General features: G+C 57.9%; 15 protein-coding genes. 5 read left to right on the top strand and 10 right to left on the bottom strand.

From position 1 onward, the window contains the following. The first annotated feature begins 3 nt into the window (after positions 1-3). The gene (locus VIL80_RS10025; protein ID WP_332035975.1) at positions 4-1,194 is read left to right on the top strand and encodes an acyltransferase family protein; all 1,191 of its coding nucleotides are present in this window, start codon (positions 4-6) and stop codon (positions 1,192-1,194) included. 89 nt (positions 1,195-1,283) lie between these two features. Here VIL80_RS10025 and VIL80_RS10020 read toward each other — a convergent pair whose 3' ends face one another. Genes VIL80_RS10020 through VIL80_RS09985 form a run of 8 tightly spaced genes read right to left on the bottom strand, consistent with a single transcriptional unit; the run spans position 1,284 to position 10,260 of the window. After that, positions 1,284-2,627 (bottom strand): ABC transporter permease, encoded by a 1,344-nt coding sequence (locus VIL80_RS10020; protein ID WP_332035974.1) that lies wholly within the window; start codon positions 2,625-2,627, stop codon positions 1,284-1,286. Continuing rightward, positions 2,624-3,901: an efflux RND transporter periplasmic adaptor subunit gene (locus VIL80_RS10015; RefSeq protein WP_332035973.1), complete on the bottom strand. Its 1,278-nt coding sequence runs from the start codon at positions 3,899-3,901 to the stop codon at positions 2,624-2,626. The genes VIL80_RS10020 and VIL80_RS10015 overlap by 4 nt, the downstream gene beginning before the upstream one ends. After that, entirely contained in the window at positions 3,898-4,989 is a 1,092-nt protein-coding gene (locus VIL80_RS10010; protein ID WP_332035972.1) for an HlyD family secretion protein, read from the bottom strand. Before VIL80_RS10010 ends, VIL80_RS10015 begins: the two co-directional genes overlap by 4 nt. After that, a complete protein-coding gene (locus VIL80_RS10005) occupies positions 4,986-6,023 on the bottom strand; it encodes an HlyD family secretion protein (RefSeq protein ID WP_332035971.1) in 1,038 nt (345 codons plus the stop codon). The genes VIL80_RS10010 and VIL80_RS10005 overlap by 4 nt, the downstream gene beginning before the upstream one ends. Beyond that, the gene (locus tag VIL80_RS10000; RefSeq protein ID WP_332035970.1) at positions 6,011-6,691 is read right to left on the bottom strand and encodes an ABC transporter ATP-binding protein; all 681 of its coding nucleotides are present in this window, start codon (positions 6,689-6,691) and stop codon (positions 6,011-6,013) included. Before VIL80_RS10000 ends, VIL80_RS10005 begins: the two co-directional genes overlap by 13 nt. 59 nt (positions 6,692-6,750) lie before the next feature. After that, positions 6,751-7,734: an N-acetylmuramic acid 6-phosphate etherase gene (gene murQ, locus VIL80_RS09995; RefSeq protein WP_332035969.1), complete on the bottom strand. Its 984-nt coding sequence runs from the start codon at positions 7,732-7,734 to the stop codon at positions 6,751-6,753. Positions 7,735-7,786: 52 nt separating this feature from the next. Then, complete coding sequence (locus tag VIL80_RS09990) at positions 7,787-8,674, bottom strand: glucosamine kinase nucleotide-binding domain-containing protein (RefSeq protein ID WP_332035968.1); 888 nt, start codon at positions 8,672-8,674, stop codon at positions 7,787-7,789. Further along, positions 8,671-10,260 carry a sodium:solute symporter gene (locus tag VIL80_RS09985; RefSeq protein ID WP_332035967.1) on the bottom strand — a complete coding sequence of 530 codons (1,590 nt, stop codon included), beginning with the start codon at positions 10,258-10,260 and terminating at the stop codon, positions 8,671-8,673. The genes VIL80_RS09990 and VIL80_RS09985 overlap by 4 nt, the downstream gene beginning before the upstream one ends. Positions 10,261-10,470: 210 nt before the next feature. On the opposite strand from VIL80_RS09985, the gene VIL80_RS09980 reads away from it, so the two are divergent. Beyond that, positions 10,471-11,322 (top strand): MurR/RpiR family transcriptional regulator, encoded by an 852-nt coding sequence (locus VIL80_RS09980; RefSeq protein WP_332035966.1) that lies wholly within the window; start codon positions 10,471-10,473, stop codon positions 11,320-11,322. A gap of 306 nt (positions 11,323-11,628) precedes the next feature. Here the strand turns inward: VIL80_RS09980 and ppnN are convergent, their stop codons facing one another. Beyond that, positions 11,629-13,002, bottom strand: coding sequence for a nucleotide 5'-monophosphate nucleosidase PpnN (ppnN, locus tag VIL80_RS09975; protein ID WP_332035965.1), 1,374 nt, complete (start codon positions 13,000-13,002; stop codon positions 11,629-11,631). Positions 13,003-13,229: 227 nt separating this feature from the next. Between ppnN and VIL80_RS09970 the strand changes: the two genes are divergently transcribed. The 3 genes from VIL80_RS09970 (at position 13,230) to VIL80_RS09960 (ending at position 16,071) form a co-directional block, all read left to right on the top strand. Continuing rightward, positions 13,230-13,475 (top strand): DUF6482 family protein, encoded by a 246-nt coding sequence (locus VIL80_RS09970; RefSeq protein WP_332035964.1) that lies wholly within the window; start codon positions 13,230-13,232, stop codon positions 13,473-13,475. Between the two features lie 224 nt (positions 13,476-13,699). Next, positions 13,700-14,914, top strand: a complete 1,215-nt coding sequence (locus tag VIL80_RS09965; RefSeq protein WP_332035963.1) for an MFS transporter — start codon at positions 13,700-13,702, stop codon at positions 14,912-14,914. 65 nt (positions 14,915-14,979) lie between these two features. Then, a complete protein-coding gene (locus VIL80_RS09960; protein WP_332035962.1) occupies positions 14,980-16,071 on the top strand; it encodes an NADH:flavin oxidoreductase/NADH oxidase in 1,092 nt (363 codons plus the stop codon). Between the two features lie 81 nt (positions 16,072-16,152). Here VIL80_RS09960 and VIL80_RS09955 read toward each other — a convergent pair whose 3' ends face one another. After that, positions 16,153-17,493: a Na+/H+ antiporter NhaC family protein gene (locus tag VIL80_RS09955; protein WP_332035961.1), complete on the bottom strand. Its 1,341-nt coding sequence runs from the start codon at positions 17,491-17,493 to the stop codon at positions 16,153-16,155. Between the last annotated feature and the right edge of the window lie 11 nt (positions 17,494-17,504).

Raw genomic sequence — 17,504 nt, 5'->3', positions numbered from 1 at the left:
GATGTGATCCGGCAACATATCGACAACATCCTCGCGCAAGTTCCCAGCGGTCGCCTGATGTCCGTGGACCTGCTCCGCGGGTTGGCCATTGCGAGTATGGTGCTGGTGAATAACCCCGGTAACTGGTCGTATGTTTACGCTCCCATGGCCCACGCCGAATGGCATGGCTGGACGCCAACGGATGTGATCTTCCCGCTGTTTTTATTCGTGGTGGGTGTTTCGATGGTGCTCTCTTCCGGGCGCACAGGAGAATTTCCCGCAGTGGGTCGCGCGCAATGGGGCCGTGCTGCCAAGCTGTTTGCTCTCGGATTGTTCCTCTCCGTATTTTTCTACAATTTTCGGGATACCTCTTACAGCTGGTTTGAGGATCGCATCGAGGGTATCCGCTGGCTGGGTGTCCTGCAGCGTATCGCGCTGGTGTACATCATGGCCTGCTATCTGGTGCGCTGGCTGTCGGTCAAAGGCCTGGTGGTTGCGACACTGCTGTGCAGCCTGGGCCCGTGGTTACTGATGCTGCTGGTACCGTACCAGAATGCGGCTGGAGAGACTTTTCAGGGGCAGCTGGCATTTGGCAACCATTTTTCTGCCTGGCTGGACCAGTGGCTACTGGGAAGTGAGCACCTCTACTATCGGAGCGCTGAGCCTTTCGCGTTTGACCCGGAAGGCGTACTGACCACTTTGCATGCCGTTTCCACCTGCCTGATCGGCGTGCTCGCGGGGCTCGCGTGGAAATATAGTGGGGTGGATATGGCCAGCCAGCGCCGTCTGTGCCGCAACTGGCTGGTGGCGGGAGCGCTGATGTTGCTGGCTGGGCAGCTGCTGCACCCGCTGGTGCCGATCAACAAGGCACTTTGGTCCCCGAGTTTTGTGCTGGTCACCGCCGGTGTTTCGTCAATGTTATTGGCGGGTCTGTATTATCTCGTGGATATTCACGAGCGTCGCCGTATGCTGGCACCGCTGCTGGTTTTCGGTGTCAACGCCATTGCCCTGTTTATGTTGGCTGGCGTGGTGGGTCGGCTACTGATCATGATTCCTGTGGGTGAGTCCAGCCTGAAGGGCTGGTTGTACCAGTATGCCTATCAGCCAGTATTCGGTAATTACGCCGGCTCCCTTATTTTCGCGGTATCCAGCTTGATGGTGTTTTACTGGGTAATGTGGCAAATGTACCGTCGCCGTATTATCTGGAAGGTGTGATTTTCCCCGGCTTCCCCATCGGCAAAAGCGGTATCTAATGGCAGCGGTTATGCGTTGTTGTGAGAATTTAAGCACCGAAAGCCAACCAATTAGTCACTCTGCAGCGCATCGATAGGGTTGAGCCGCGAAGCCTTGATGGCCGGATAAACGCCGAACAGTAGCCCGATAACCGCGCACACGGTGAAGGAGAGCAAGACCGCGTGCAGCGACCAGGAAATGGCCCAACCCGCGTAGAGGGCGATAACTTCCGAAAGCACCACACCAAAGATGATCCCCAGCAATCCGCCGAGGGTGGCAATGGTGAAGCTCTCCACCAGATACTGATTGCGAATATCCCGCTGGGTGGCGCCAATGGCGCGGCACAGGCCAATCTCCCGGGTGCGCTCCAGCACGGTCGCAAGCATGATATTCATAATGCCGATCCCTCCCACCAGCAGGGAAATACCGGCCACACAGGACATCACGATATTGAAGATGGTCTGGGTTTCCATCTTCTGCGCCATCAGTGCGGCGGGTACGACCAGCGCATAATCCTGCACGCTGTTGTGGCGGCGATCCAGCAGGTGGGAGATGGCTCGGGCGGCCTGTTGCGCATCGGTTTCCGGGTACAGCTGGAATTTAAGTTCGGTAACTTCCGGAGAAAGTTTCTTGTGGGAGAAGCGCTGCATGGCGGTGGCGAACGGAATAAATATCTGCTCCCTCTCGGCACCAAGTCGAACACCCTCAAAGTTCGTGTTTTTCACGAACGGTGAATCCAGCACACCGACGACTTCAAACCACAGGTGATTGATCTTGATGCGGTGGCCCACCGCATTCTCCGAGGGAAATAGTTGCCGCGAGACATCCTCGCCCAGTACCGCCACCTGTGCCAGCAGCCGCTCATCGTCTTGCGTGAGCAGACGGCCACTGCCCAACTGGTAGGGGGTCAGTTGAAAATATCCCGGGTTGACGCCGCTGGCGCTGGCGTTGCTTTTGCCACTGGCACTTAACACGGCGTAGGTATCAATTGTTTTCTGCGCGGCAACGGCCTGCACGAAGGGCAGGGTGGTCAGCGCGACTTCACCATCCCTCAGGCTCAGTCCGCTGGACTGCTTGCGCTGTTCGTAGAGATCCTTGTTGTCGAGATCGGTGCTCTTCACAATCAGGTTGTTGAGACCCATGGTCTCAATCATGCGCAGCGCTTCCTGCTCCGCGCCCTTGCCGATATTCAGCATGGCAATCACCGCACCCACACCGAAAATCATTCCCAGCAGTGTCAGCAGGGTGCGCAATTTGTGTTGCGACAATTCCACCAGTGCTTCGCGAAAGGTAACCAGCAGCGATTTGAGATTGGAGCGCAGGGCACGCACACGCGCGTGTGCAGAGGGCGCTTTTGTCTCTTTCTGGTTCGATGAGTGTGGCGAAGTTGCAGGCGACATGGTTGAGTCGGTCATCCCTGATCTCCTTCGCTAACGGCCGCAGTCTGTGCACCGACATCGAACAGTGCGATGCGGTCGCCCGGTGCCAGCCCCTCGGTCACTTCGACATGGGTGGGCGTCCGCTGGCCCACCGTGACGGTGTGCCGCTGAAAGTTGCCGGATACGAAACGGTAGACGAATGCACCCGCGCGATCCTGAAACAGGCACTGTGACGGAATTTCGAGGCGCTTATTGGCATTGCTGACCTGAATTTTTGCGCTGACGCCTCGCCCCAGCCGAAAAAATTGCGGCTGCTGCTGGTCAAACCTGGCTACTACTTCGTAGAACTTCAGCGGGTTGCCGCGCTCTATGGTGGCCGGTGCCTCACTCACGGTCTCAATCACCGCGGAGAATGTCTGCTCGGGCATCGAGTCGAGCCACAGCGTTACGGGCTGGCCCTTGGCCAGACCGGTGGCTTCGCGATCGGCCACCTGAAGGCGCGCCTGCATCTGCCGGATATCCGGCAGGTCCGCAACCTTCCGGCCCGGCCAGATTTGAGTGCCGACCTGGGGCTTGTCGCCGCGCCAGTTAGCCTCATAGGTCAGCAGTCCGTCGTGCGGGGCCTGTATTTCCAGTGCCGACAAGCCGACGTCCAGTCGCTCGAGCTTATCGCGGTGTTTGCGTTCCTGAGTCGACAGCACATCAATTTCTCCCCGCGCTGTGTCCGCGAAGCGGCCTTTTTGCCAGTCGAGGAAGTCCAGTTTTGCCCCGAGATAACGTGAGTCCAGTTGGTCGTCGAGAATTTCAAGGCGGGATTTGATGCGCTCGTCGTCGATGGCAAAGCGCTCGGCAAAGGCCTTTTCGGCGGAGACCTGCTGGATGTCCTGTATCACCATGCTCTGCTCCGACTCGAGAGAGCCTTCCTTTTCGCGCAGGTCTTCCAGCGAGATCGCCAGGTCGGCCTGCGCCTGCCGCCGGTTCGCCTGCATGAGTTCACCGCCGAAACGCACGATCACTTCACCTTTCTTGACCCTGGAGAACTCCGGAGCCAGCCACGCGATGAACTTGGGTGGGCCGGATACCGGAGCGGTGATCACGGTGGAGTTGATGGCTTCGAGCTCGCCATGCGCGGGCAGGAATACGGCCTGTTGGCGATAGTCGACCGTGTGGACCAGTTGTGCTTCCGCGGTACGTTCACAGCCGGTCAGCAGTAATGTAGCCAGAGGAAACAGCAGCGACACCGTACAGCGCAGTGCAGTGCGCTTTCGGAAACCGGCGCAACGGATCGATTTTCTGGCGTGGCGATTCATGGCGTAACCTCGGCGATTTCCCCATTGGGAAGCGCGTTATCGGCAGCCGGCAGGTTGATCACCGCGGTCATGCCCGGGCGCAATTCGGTTTCAGTCGAACTGAGGTTTACGCGCAAATCGATCACCCGGCGGCGGTCATCCCGCGCGCGGTCGCGCACCACCCTGCCGAGTTCCGCCACCTCACCCTGTAGGCTGCTCCCGGCAATGCCATCGAGTACAAGGTTAACCGGCGCACCGACCGTAAAGCGGGTTTTGTCGGCCTCATCGATCTGCGCGCGAAACTGGATCTGGCTGAGGTCGGAAATATCCAGCACCGGCTGACCAAAGCGGACCGAGTCACCTTCCGAGGGCTTCTCACCTTCCCAGTTGGGAACATACTGAACCAACCCGGCGATACTCGCGGTGATTTTTAATTTTGCTGCTTCATCCTGCAGTGCACTAACCTCTTGTTTGAGGCGCTGCACCTTTCGTTCGGCCAGAGAGATGGTCAATGCGCCGGTGGTGCGGTGCAACTTGGCCATGGCCTGGGCGAGTTCAAGATCGTTGCTCGCGATCTCGTAGTCAATCTGGGCTTTTTGGCGCTCATTGCGCGACATAGACTGATCCAGGATTTCCGACTTACGGCGGGCTTTCTCGTGCTCCGCGCGCTTTTCTTCAATCGCCAGTGCATCGTCTCTCTGCGTACGGCTCTCCTGCAATTGGCTGTTTTCCAGCTCACTCTCGGCCTGTTTCAGTTCCGCCTGTTTGTCCTGGAGGGCATCCTTGATTGGTTTGTCATCAAACGCTACGACAAGATCTCCCACCGATACATGGCTGTTTTCCGGGATCAGGGTCTCGATGCTGTAGTTCCACATACGGGAGATTGATGGCGGTGCAACCCTGACCGAGCGGGTGGCTTCCAGCTCGCCGTTGATGGCGAGATCCTGAATCTGGAGGCCCGCTTCATCCGCGTCATTGATTTCCGGTTTACCGCAACCGGTCAGGCTACCGGCGCTGATGAGGGCAGCGAGAGTGGCGGCGCACCATAGAAGGCCGCGAGATTTGCGTGCCGGCCGGAAGATATGTTCGGGTTGGGGGAGGGCTGTCATTCCTTCACCTCCACTTCAATGCGTGCACCCATGCCCGGCAAAAGCTGAAAGGGAGTGTCTTCAGCAAGGGTGAATTCCATGCGATAAAAGAGCCCGGGGCCCCAGCCGTTTCTTTTTTCGGGCTGAGTGGCGACGGTTGTCAGAGTGACACCTAGTGGCTGGTTTGGGTAGGCGTCAAAGATCAAGGTGCCCTGCATGGCTTCGGCGACTCGATCCACATCGATCTCGTGCAGCCACGACTCGATATACAAGTGTTGCAGCGAGGGTATTTCCGCGATTATCCACGACGGTTGCGCTGTCATACCGACGAAGACCCGCTCACCAGTCCAGGGGTGCTTGCCATAGATCACCGGACCCTGGCGCTCTGCCCGGAGACTCATGTCGCTCAGGCGCTGCTCTAGCATTGCCAGTTTGTCTTTGGAGCGTTCAATGAGGATTCGCTGTTTTTCGAGAGCAACTTCCCGTGTAAGTTGTGCCTGCGCCAGCGCTTCTTCGGCTTTGTGTACGCTGGTTAGCGCTTCTGTGACGGCTACCTGGTAGGACTCATACTCAAATTTACTAAGGAATTTGTCCGGTATCGCCGCGTCGATACGTGCCTTTTTAAGAAGCAGCTGCTCCCGTTTCAATGCATATTCAGCTTCCAGCACGGTTTCTGCATGTTTGCTTGTTTCCTGCTGTAGTTTTTCCTCTGCGGTGATGAGGGCGACGGACTCGGAAGTGATTTGCCCCTGCAATTGGGCACCATCAAACACCGCGACGATTTCGCCCGCTTCCGCCACCTGTCCCTCCGGCATCAGCCACTGTAGTTCAACCCGCCAATTGTCGGTCATTGGGGAAAGGAACTGTTGACTGTTACGGGCACGAACCTCTCCCGACAGCAACAGCGGCGTGGATATTTCGAACCCGCGGACGGGCATCGCGATTAGCAAAGGGCAGGCCCAGAGCAAGGCTGCCAGCTGCCATCGCGCCATGTGTAACGCACGTTGCAAAGAGGGCAATAACGCTATCTGCGAGGCGAAATTCAGGCCGGGCACCGGGTATCCTCCACAACCAGACCGTCGCTCATGCGAATCACGCGCTCGGCATGCTCGGCGATTTCAGATTCGTGGGTGACCATCACAATGGTCTGCCCGTCGCGGTGTAGCTGCTTCAGCAGCGCGAGAATTTCCTGTGATGTTTTGCTGTCCAGGTTACCGGTGGGTTCATCGGCGAAAATGACTTTCGGGTTGTTGATCAGGGCGCGGGCAATCGCAACGCGCTGGCGCTGGCCACCGGACATTTCATTGGGCTTGTGATTAAGCCTGTGGCCAAGGCCCACGCGTTCAAGCAGTGCGCGGGCACGCTGCTCGGCGCTGGTCTCACCGATCTCACTGTAGCGCAAGGGCAGCATCACATTGCGCAGGGCACTGAGGCGTGGCAGCAGGTGAAATGTTTGGAAGATGAATCCGATTTGGCGGTTGCGCAGCGCTGACAGGGTGTCGTCGTCCAGGCTGCCGACGGAGCGGCCATCCAGCAGGTAGTCGCCGGAACTCTGTTGGTCCAGGCAGCCGAGAATGTTCATCAGCGTGGATTTGCCGGAGCCAGACGTTCCCATTATGGCGACGAACTCATTGCGGTCGATTTCCAGGGATACACCGGCAAGGGCCGTCACGCGGGCATCCCCCTCGCCGTAAAATCTGGTAAGGTTTTTTACGCTAATCAAGGGCCTTCCTATTGGCCGGATTGTGTGGTCTGAATACTATCGCTATAGCCACCGCAGGTTCAGGTTCCCGCTTCTTCACGGTACTGGCGGGGCTTGCTGTGTAGAGCTTCGCTCGGTATGGCGGCGGCCTGCGTGTTTTGCAGGGCGAGCCTCAGAAAGCCATTGGCGTCTTGTAACGCAGATTCCGCCGCGTCGCGGGGCAATCCACTCAAGATTATCATGATGGCGAGCTTTGCATTGTGCTCGCACATCTGTAAAACGCGGTCGGCTTCTTCCAACGGGGCGCCGGTGGCCTCCATCACGATGCGTCGAGTCCGGCTTACTAGTTTAGCGTTGGTGGCCTTTACGTCGACCATCAGGTTGTAAAAACTCTTTCCCAGCCGAATCATACTGGCGGTGGTAAGCATATTCAGTACCAGCTTTTGCGCGGTGCCAGCCTTCATGCGCGTGGAGCCGGTCAGGATTTCCGGGCCGACTTCCGGCAGTATCGCGATATCCGCTTCCTGCGCGATGGCGGCAAATTTGTTGCACGACAGGGCAACCGTGGTGCAGCCCAATTTGCGCGCATGGCGTAAGCCGCCGATGACATACGGCGTGCGCCCACTGGCGGCGATGCCGACGACCACATCCTTCTCCGAAAGCGAAATTTTTTTCAGGTCTTCTGCACCGAGTTCCAGGCTGTCTTCGGCCCCTTCCTGGGCGCGGTAAACGGCCTGCTCACCACCGGCGATCAGCGCGACTACCATGTCCTCGCCAACACCGTAGGTAGGAGGGCACTCCACCGCGTCCAGGATGCCCAAGCGGCCACTGGTGCCCGCGCCCATATAGATCAGGCGGGCACCGGCCTCGAATGCTTTGACAATGGCGTCAACGGCGCGGGAGATGTGTGGTATCTCTTTTTCCACGGCAGCCGGCACTTCGCTGTCGGCGTGATTGATCTTGCGCAGAATTTCTTCGGACGTTAACAGGTCAATATCCCAGGTGTCCGGATTGCGCGCTTCGCTGGCCAGCTGCGCCAGTTCATTGATGAGTTGCTGATTCATGGCTTTCTGACTCCGATGTCATCGCCGGGTAATGAAGTTATCGTGGAATTGTTCACGCAGTTTCCAGCGCGACATGAGTCGCGACCCTTCGCGCCAACAGGCATGCACCGTCGAGGGCGGTTCCCTTTGGTTCGATCAGTCTTTGCCGGTGATCCGCATGCAGATAGGGGCCGATCTTGTCTGCAAGCCCCCCGAGTAACGCCAACGGTAATGTGGGCTCGCCTTCGCTCGCGGTGCTGATCAGGCGGTCGACCTCGCCGGCGGTTTTATGGATGATTTCCACTGCGAGTTCACACTCGGGGAGTGCATCGAAAACCGTGGGTGCCAGTGCCGCGTATTCCTTGGAGCCGGCCTTTTGCAGCCAAGGCAGAATGGTGGCGCGATCACGGCCCACCAGGGCGATGATTCGACGACTCAGGAGGGTGGTCGCACGGCCATAAATATCCAGTTCCCACAGCAGCGCGCGCACGGCGCTCTTGCCGATAGCCGCGCCACTCCCCTCGTCGCCGATCGCCAGGCCCCAGCCTCCGAACTGTCGCGCTGCGCCATCGCGGCCCAGGCGCATGGCCACCGACCCCGTGCCGATGGCAACCATCACAATGGGGCAGCCGGCGCCGGCTCCCAACAAGGAAGTTTGTGCATCCGACGTGACCGTCACATGGGCGAACTTCAGTTCTTGTAGTCGCTCGCGTAATCGCTGCGCGGATAAGGGGTTGCCTGCACCGGCAATTCCACAGGCCACGGTAACCTGCTGTGGATCGAGCCGGTGTTTCGCCAGCATGTCCCTGCTTATACCGGCAACATTGTGTAGTGCACTGGCGAGATCCTGCGTCAGCGAGCTGCCGTCGGCGCGCAGGGTTGCCATTTCCCCCTCCGCACCTTCCAGACGCGCCAGTGTTTTAGTCGCTCCGCCGTCGATACCGAGAAAATAGGTACTCATGATTGCGCTTCTTTAAGGTCCATCTTGTTAGCCGTGGAGGAAACCGCCGAGGCCAGCGGTTTGCCCAGATTGCAGACTGCAAATGACACCAGTGTGCCCAGGCAAAGCTGCCAGGTAAAAGCGATGGTGAGAGGGTCGTCGCTACCGGTGATCAGGCTGATCATCCAGGGTTGCTGTGCCAGGGTCACCAGAAAGCCGATCGCCAGCGCCCAGCCGACACTGGTGGCGTTGCCGCGGCCAGTGAAGAGCGCGGTGAAGAACACACCGAGCAGACCAGAGTAGGCAAACACCATGACCGAGAGTGCGAAGGTAATCAGCGGCAGGTCACTGATCTGCTGCCAGAAAAAGCACAGGATCGCCATTGCCGCGAGCGTGCACGCCACCAGCGCCATGCTCCAGCGTCCCGCTTTGACAAAATGCTGTTCGGTTTTGTTTACGCCGCGGCGATTGAGCCAGTTCCGGTACAGGTCCTGTGTCAGCACGCTGGCCATGGAGTTAAGGCTGGAGTTGAGGGTGGAGAGCGCGGCGGCAATCACGCCAATGGTGACCAGTCCCCGCAGGCCGGCGGGAATTTCATGCAGGACATAATGCATAAACACCGTGACATCGCCGCCACTCGGCACCGACACTTCCCGGCCCCCCATCAGCAGCGGGTTCTGGTAAAAGATGTACAGCAGCAGGCCGATGCCCATGAACACGGCCATCACCGGTACGACCATGATCACGGAGTAGAGTACAGCACGGGCGCCGTCGCGCTGGGTCTTGCAGGTGAGCAACCGTTGGGTGACATCCTGGTCCAGGCCAAAGGCGGCAATATTCAACAGCACGAAGCCGGTAAAGGTGGCCCACAGGTTGAACGGATCGCCGAGATCCCAGCTGGTATCCACGATGGCCAGTTTCGATCCGCCACCGTCTACAGGATTGGATAGGGCCGCATGGATCTGTCCCAGATCGGCGGGTATCTGCCACAGTAGCACCGCTACCACTGCCAGCGCCGCGCTCACATATACCGCACACTGCAGCACATCGCTCTGGATTACCGAGCGCACACCGCCCACCAGAGTTTGCAGAAGCCCCGCACAGGAGAGCAGCAAGACCGCGAGAATCACATGGTTGGCGGCGATGTCATTGAACAGGATCATCGATACCGCGATGGCGGCCATGTACAGCCGCGCGCCGCTGGCAAACACCCGTCCCAGCAGGTAGACCGAACCCGCGCGGGTTTTTGCGCTTTCGCCAAAACGCGACTGCAGCAGTTCATATACGGTGGTGACGCGGCTGGCATAAAAGCGGGGAATCAATACGCGGGCGACAATGATTGCGGCGATGATGGCGCCTAGATTGGTAAACAGGTAGGTGAGGTCACCGCGGTATCCCAGATCCGGGCCGCCCAGGAAGGTTGCCGCCGACTGGGTGGTGGCCAGGGTGGAAATGGCGACCATCCACATCGGCATGGTATTTTGCGCGAGGAAGTAATCGCGGCTGTCTTTGGCGCGGTTTCGACTGAAGTACCAGCCCGAACCGGCAAGAAAAGTCAGGTAAAGCGCAAAAATTCCCCAGTCCAATCCGGTAAACTGCAAATCCATGGAGCAGTACTCTCTTATTCTTCGGTAGCCATGTTATTTTCAAGTCGGCTACTAAATTATTCCAGTTTTTCCTTGTGATTGGTATCATTTATTCTTTGTTCGCGCAAAGGGTTTCCCACCGACGCTGGCGATAATTGCAGCCTGGCAGTGGGGAAAATGGTGATAATGGCCGGCGAGTATTTTTCTGCCGCCGGTGAGATAGGGTAACCAATGGGATCTTTGGCCAAAATTCGTGCGATGCGCGATGCTATGTCGAATCACGAACGCCGTATTGCGGATTTCTTGCTGGAAAATGGCGAAGCGGTTCGCGGCCACTCCTCGAAATCACTGGCGGACAATATTGGTGTATCGCAGTCCAGTGTGGTCAAGTTCAGCCAGAAGCTCGGTTATAAAGGTTATTCCGATTTCAAACTGTCGCTCACCGAATCTGTGGCCCGATCGGCCATGCTGCCCAAGATCATTCACGGGGATATCGCGTCGGACGATGATGTGACTACCGTGGCGCAGAAGCTGATTTCCCGCAAAGCACTCGCCCTGAACGAAACGCTGCTGGTGAACTCCGAAGATACCTTGCTGAGAGCGGCCAACACCATCCAGGGGGCGGGCCGAATTTTGTTTGCGGGGGTGGGTGCTTCGTCGCTGGTGGCAAAAGACTTCGCTTTCAAGCTCATGAAGCTCGGCAAGTCGGTATTGGTGGAGTCCGATACCCATGTGCAGGTCGCGAACGCGGCCACCTTGGGGGAGGACGACCTGGTATTTGCCATCTCTGAATCCGGCCTTACCCAGGAGGTGATCCGCGTAGCCGAAACCGGTGCGGCGGAAGGTGCGGAGGTGCTGTCACTGACCCGCTACTCGCGTAATCCGCTGGCGGAAATATCAACGTTGAGTCTGTTCTGCGTGGCAAATGAATCCGAGGCGCGCAGTTCATCGATTCTTGCGCGTACCGCACAGCTGATGATCACGGACCTGCTGTTTATCCTGATTTCCCAGCGGGACGGCAAAGCGAAGGATATGTTTGAGCGCAGCCGTAGCGCGGTGGACGTATTCCGCCGCAGGGATTGATCCCACCTCTACCAAGGTTACGGCGAGGAATAGTTGATGGGGTTGCTTTATCTCGAATGGAATAATATATTCTTCGTGCCTGGCAAGTTTCTGATAACTGGTTTCCGTGAGAGGGCGAGTTTATTGGGCTGCAGGTATTGGCCCCGAATGGTATCAAGCGCTTTGACACCGAAAAGGGCCGTTCACCTTGTCTTCCAATTCTGGATTTCTTCTTGATTGAATTGGCTTGGGCCCTGTGTGGGCCCTTTTTTTGTGCATCCCATTGATAGTTGCGGTTGCGGCTAAGCGTACCGATTGAAATGGTATTCAGTCTGAGCTGATCCTGTAGCAGGGAATATATTGCTTACCCGGCAGCTTCATGCGCTGCTGTTTGATAAAGGATTCCAGCAGGGTGTCCATGCTGTGCATCATCGCCGGGTCACCACACAGTTCATAGGGGCCGTTTTTCTCCACGTTGCGGATGCCTTCATCTTTCACATTGCCGGACACAATCCCGGAAAATGCACGGCGCAGGTTGGCCGCGAGCAGGTAGGGCTCCTGATTCTTGTGCAGGGCGAGGCTGCGCATATTCTCGTGGGTGGGTGTAAACGGGCGCTGGAATTCAGTGGACACTTTCAGCTGCCAGTTGAAGTAATACGCATCCCCGGTTTCCTTGCGGTGTTCCCGCACTTTCTCGATACCCGCGGCCATTTGCCGTGCGACCTCTTGCGGATCATCGATGATGATCTTGTACTTTGACCTGGCCGACTCGCCGAGAGTGCCGGCAATAAACTGGTCGATACGGATGAAGTACTCCGCTGCACTCGCTGGGCCGGTGAAAATCACCGGAAACGGCTGATCCTTGTTGTCCTGGTGCAGCAGGATCCCCAATAGGTAAAGTATTTCTTCCGCGGTACCTGCACCACCGGGAAATACCACGATACCGTGGCCGGTGCGCACAAATGCCTCCAGGCGCTTTTCAATATCCGGCATGATCACCAGCTGGTTTACGATCGGGTTCGGCGCTTCCGCGGCAATGATGCCCGGCTCGGTAATACCAAGGTATTGGCCGTGGCGGTCGCGCTGCTTGGCGTGGCCGATGGTCGCACCCTTCATCGGGCCCTTCATCGCACCCGGGCCACAGCCGGTGCAGATATCGAGATACCGCAGTGCCAGTTCATAGCCCACTTTCTTGGTGTAATCGTATTCTTCCGCGGAGATGGAGTGACCGCCCCAGCAGACTACCAGCCTGGGAGTACGCTTGCGGTCGAAGGTGCCTGCATTGCGCAGGATATGAAACACCGCGTCGGTAACACCCTGCGCGGATACCAGGTTGTAGCGCGGGTCGCCCGTGATTTCGCTGTTAACGTAAATGATGTCCCGCAGCACGGCAAAAAGATGTTCTGCAATACCGCGGATCATTTTCCCATCTACAAAGGCACTGGCCGGCGCATTGCTCACCTTGAGTTTTACGCTGCGCTCGGTGGGAATGACGGAAATATCGAAATCGGCGTATGTTTCCAGCAGCTCCTTGCCGTCATCCATATAGCCGCCGCTATTCAATACGGCCAGGGAACAGTTGCGAAATGCCTGGTATTGAGGGCCGCGACTCTCGTCGCTGAGTTTGTGGATTTCGTACTTGGAGAGAATATCGAACTGGCCGGTGGGTGATACCTGCGCATCGACGATGTCATTGGACATACAACCCCCTGTTTAACGTGCTATGCGATTGCATTATAAGAATTGCCATTTCATGTCTGCTCAAGTATGAGCCTGGAATTCGACTAACGCCAGTCACATAAAATTCCGTTTCCGGGACAGGAACGGGAAAAAACAGATCGTGGTCGATTTCCCGTTGGATGCCCACCACCTTATGCTGGAATTGTGTTATTGCAAAGGCGTGTGCCTCAGGGCTCGCGGGAGGGGACATGAACCTGCAAATCATATCTCTCGAAGGACATATTTATCTGGTTGAAACGGTGGATGAAACCGGTTCGCACCTTCTCACCGACCGGCGAAACAGGCCACGCAAGTTCCACAGTCTTGAAGAAATTCGTGACCATGTCAGTGCCAAGAACATTGAGGAAATCTGGCTTGAGCAACAGACGCCCTACGAAGAAATGTGTGGCTTGTCGGAAGAAACTGCGCCACTGCGGATCAGGTTGAACTGGTAGGGCTTTAATTAAGCTTGCGCCGAACCATATGTTATCGGTTCACTGGCCGTATCGCACTGGGGCTGCGGAAGATTTTGAGTTGCCGTGGGCAGGGTACTTGTGCGTTTAGTCAAAGCGAAAAGAGGGTGAGGGTCGCTAGGAGAAACTCTCGAATTGTCATATTCTTCCAGGCTTGTCCATTGATAACCCTAAGTCTCCCTGCACTGGCCATGTGATGTAACCCTATGCCCTTCGAGGTGTTGAAAGACAGAAATTATGCACTGTATCTGGGCGGCAATACTGTGTCTTGGATTGGCACGTGGATGCAGCGCACCGCCATCGGCTGGCTGTCTTGGGAGTTGACGGAATCGGCGTCCTGGGTGGGCGCCATCGTACTGGCCCAGTATATTCCGCTGGTTTTTATCGCGCCGCTGTTCGGTGTGCTGATCGATCGCATGGATCGCCGGCGCTATGCGATTGCCTGCCTGATTTTACAGATCCTGTTGAATGCTGGTCTCTTCGCCATCCACGCTCTCGGGCTTCTCAATATCTACGCGCTGCTCGCGTGCTGCGTACTACTGGGTATCGGCAATGCCGCCTATCAGCCGATCCGGTTGACACTGATTCACGATATCGCACCGTCTGCGCTTCTCACCCAGGCCATTAGCCTGAATGCGGTAATGTTCAATGTGACGCGCGTAGTGGGACCCGCCATCGGGGGATTTTCCATCGGTGCCTTTGGCGTGGGAGGTACCTTTCTGATCAATACCCTTACCTTTCTCGGGACGCTGTTTGCACTGCTGGTGGTGCATATCCGTCCGACGGCGCGCAACACCGAAGCGGGCGGTGTGCTGTTCCAGTTGCTGGAAGGGCTGCGCTATATCAAGAATGTGCCGAAATTTCTCGAGTTGCTAATTCTGTCGATCACCATCGCCGCTTTTGGCCGTGGCATGCTGGAACTGTTGCCGGCCTTTGCCGGCGGCGTGTATGACCGCGGCAGTAGCGGGCTGGCGACCTTGATGGCGGTTGCTGGTGTCGGAGGGATTGTTGCCGGCGTGCTGCTTTCCGGTACCAGTAGCCGGCGCTCGCTGGTGCTACTGATCACCGTGGGCTGTGCTCTGCAAGGATTGTTTGTGGTGTTGTTGGGGTTGTCGAACCTGTTTGTCCTTGCGGTGTTAAGTATCTTCGGCATCGCCGCCATGTCGACCCTCGCCAGCATCGGCATGCAGGCGGTGCTGCAGGCCGATCTCGACAGTGCCTTTCGCGGCCGGGTAGTCAGTATCTGGGGAATGACCACGGTGGCAGGGCCGGCCTTCGGCGCTTCGATCCTGGGGGCATTGGCCCAGATTACCGGCCTGCCGATGGCGGCGATTGTGAGTGGGGTACTGTGCACGATCGTGTGTATTGCAGTGATGTGGCACAGCCAATTTTTCCCGCTGGGGCGGGATTCGACGCTATGATTTTCAACCAATTAAGTTCATTCCCAAGCAAATTAGCCAAAAACAGTAAGAGCGGAGTTCCCTGAATGCCCAATCTGTTTTCCACCTATCGTCTGAAGGATGTGGAGCTGCGCAACCGCATCGCTATTCCGCCCATGTGTCAGTACCAGGCCGATGACGGCTTCACCAACGACTGGCACCAGGTGCACTACCCGGCACTGGCGCGCGGCGGTGCGGGCCTGGTGATTGTCGAGGCCACTGCGGTGGCACCGGAAGGGCGGATTACCCCTTCCTGTACAGGCTTGTGGAGCGATGCGCAGGCCGAGGGCATGCAGCGCATTGCCGCCTCCATAAAGCGCAGTGGTGCAGTGCCCGGTATTCAGATTGCTCACGCCGGCCGCAAGGCGAGCGCCAATCGCCCCTGGGAGGGGGACGACCATATTCCCGCGGACGACTCGCGCGGCTGGCAGCCCATCGGTCCCTCCGCTATTGCCTATGGAGAACACCTGCCGCGGGTACCGCGGGAAATGACCCTGGAGGATATCGAACGGGTGAAAGCGGATTTTGTCGCTGCCGCGAAGCGCGCCAGGGATGCGGGATTCGAGTGGCTGGAGCTGCACTTTGCCCATGGTTATCTCGCGCAGAGTTTCTTTTCCGTGCACGCCAACCAGCGCACCGACGAATATGGTGGCGATGCCAAAGGGCGCGGTCGTTTCCCGCTGGAAACCCTGGCAGCGGTGCGCGAGGTATGGCCGGAAAACCTGCCGCTCACCATTCGCTTTGGGGTGATTGAATACGATGGCCGCGACGAGGAAACCCTGGAGGAATCTATCGATCTGGTGAAAGGGTTTCGGGAGGGTGGAACCGATCTCGTCAGTGTGAGCCTCGGTTTCAATACTCCGGACGCGCAGATTCCCTGGGGACCGGCTTTCCTTGCCCCTATTGCCGAGCGGGTGCGTCGTGAAGCGAAGCTGCCGGTGGCAACGGCTTGGGGGGTGGGTGAGCCGCATCTCGCCGACAAAACTGTGCGCGATGAACAGCTGGACCTGGTGATGGTAGGGCGTGCGCATCTGGCCAACCCGCACTGGAGTTATCAGGCGGCGCTGGCGCTGGATATCGAGCGTCCCTCGTGGGTACTGCCGGCGTCTTACGCCCACTGGCTGGAGCGCTACCGCTGATTTTTTTTGCGAGTGTGATGCCGGCGGCCACTTTTTAGTGGCCGTTTTTCTATTGGTACCGATGACAATCACATCGATGGATTAACCGGAAGCTGGTTTGCTTCGGGAAAACTTGCCATAGGTGACAATGGATATCAGCGCACACGCTCCCAGCAACCAGCAGTAGTAAATACTGCCGGCGAGTGCCAGCGGAGACACCTTGGCAAGGGACGATGCGAGCAGTATCTGCGCGCCATATGGCAGCATGCCCTGCACAGTGCAGGAGTAAATGTCGAGCAGGCTTGCGCTGCGGCGGGGATCGACTCCGTAACGTGCGGCCATGTCTTTTGCTAGCTGCCCGGTGAGCAGGATGGCGACGGTATTGTTGGCGGTACACACATTGGTTGCGGCCACTGCGGCGCTGATGCCCAGCTCACCGGTTTTTCGCCCGGGCTCCCCGCGACTGCCGCGCCGGCTGATGCGATCGATCTGTTGTTCGAGCCAGGCGATGCCGCCGCCGGCCTGCATCATCGCGCCGAGGCCGCCGATCATCAGCGACAGGATCAGGATTTCCTGCATGCTGCTATAGCCCGCGTAAATATCCTGTGACAGGCGCGCAACCGTATAACCCGGCTCCAGTACGAAGCCAATCCCGCTTGCCAGCAAAATCCCCACAAACAGCACCAGCAGTACATTCACGCCGGACACCGCCAGCACCAGCACCAGGATATAGGGTGCGATGCGCGCCAGGTCATACTCCCCGGGGCTCGGCACATTTGCGGTGGTGCCGGCAAACCACAACCAGATCAGGGTGATAAGCGCAGCGGGCAGGGCAATCAGCAGGTTCATGCGGAACTTGTCGCGCATGGAGACCTCCTGGGTGCGGGTGGCGGCGATGGTGGTATCGGAAATGATCGACAGGTTGTCGCCAAACATGGCGCCCCCCACCACAGTGCCGATGGTGAGCAGTGGGGAGAGGTCGGTGGCGTCTGCCAGCCCCACGGCTATGGGGCCGATGGCGGCAATGGTGCCCATGGAGGTGCCCATGGCGGTGGCGATAAAAGCGGTAATCAGGAACAGCCCCGGCAGCACCAGTGTTGGCGGAATCGCGCTCAGGCCAAAATTCACCGTGGCATCCACGCCGCCAATGGCCTTGGCGACGCTGGCGAAGGCGCCGGCAAACAGATAGATCAGCACCATGGTGACGATGGTGTTGTCACTGGCACCGCGCACGAAGGTCTCAATGGCACGGTTCAGCGGGCCGCGGGCAAGCAGTACCGCCAGCGCAATGGCCGGCAATATCGCCACCGTCGCGGAGACCTTGTAGAAGGCCATGTCCACCCCTTGCGACTTGAACCAGAGTCCGGCGCCGACAAACAGCGCGAGAAATAACAACAGAGGGAGCAGGGCGCGGGCAGACGCCAGGGAGGAAGACTGATTCATGGGTACCGCTG

It is taken from the genome of Microbulbifer sp., assembly GCF_036563125.1.
GTDB lineage: Bacteria > Pseudomonadota > Gammaproteobacteria > Pseudomonadales > Cellvibrionaceae > Microbulbifer.
This window is presented reverse-complemented; position numbering and strand designations above follow the sequence as displayed.

What these genes read in the sequence shown, in the direction of transcription:
- VIL80_RS10020 (WP_332035974.1), bottom strand. Translation starts at nt 2,627, where the DNA reads ATGACCGACTCAACCATGTCGCCTGCAACTTCGCCACACTCATCGAAC.
- VIL80_RS10015 (WP_332035973.1), bottom strand. Translation starts at nt 3,901, where the DNA reads ATGAATCGCCACGCCAGAAAATCGATCCGTTGCGCCGGTTTCCGAAAG.
- VIL80_RS10010 (WP_332035972.1), bottom strand. Translation starts at nt 4,989, where the DNA reads ATGACAGCCCTCCCCCAACCCGAACATATCTTCCGGCCGGCACGCAAA.
- murQ (WP_332035969.1), bottom strand. Translation starts at nt 7,734, where the DNA reads ATGAATCAGCAACTCATCAATGAACTGGCGCAGCTGGCCAGCGAAGCG.
- VIL80_RS09990 (WP_332035968.1), bottom strand. Translation starts at nt 8,674, where the DNA reads ATGAGTACCTATTTTCTCGGTATCGACGGCGGAGCGACTAAAACACTG.
- VIL80_RS09985 (WP_332035967.1), bottom strand. Translation starts at nt 10,260, where the DNA reads ATGGATTTGCAGTTTACCGGATTGGACTGGGGAATTTTTGCGCTTTAC.
- VIL80_RS09980 (WP_332035966.1), top strand. Translation starts at nt 10,471, where the DNA reads ATGGGATCTTTGGCCAAAATTCGTGCGATGCGCGATGCTATGTCGAAT.
- ppnN (WP_332035965.1), bottom strand. Translation starts at nt 13,002, where the DNA reads ATGTCCAATGACATCGTCGATGCGCAGGTATCACCCACCGGCCAGTTC.
- VIL80_RS09970 (WP_332035964.1), top strand. Translation starts at nt 13,230, where the DNA reads ATGAACCTGCAAATCATATCTCTCGAAGGACATATTTATCTGGTTGAA.
- VIL80_RS09965 (WP_332035963.1), top strand. Translation starts at nt 13,700, where the DNA reads ATGCCCTTCGAGGTGTTGAAAGACAGAAATTATGCACTGTATCTGGGC.
- VIL80_RS09960 (WP_332035962.1), top strand. Translation starts at nt 14,980, where the DNA reads ATGCCCAATCTGTTTTCCACCTATCGTCTGAAGGATGTGGAGCTGCGC.
- VIL80_RS09955 (WP_332035961.1), bottom strand. Translation starts at nt 17,493, where the DNA reads ATGAATCAGTCTTCCTCCCTGGCGTCTGCCCGCGCCCTGCTCCCTCTG.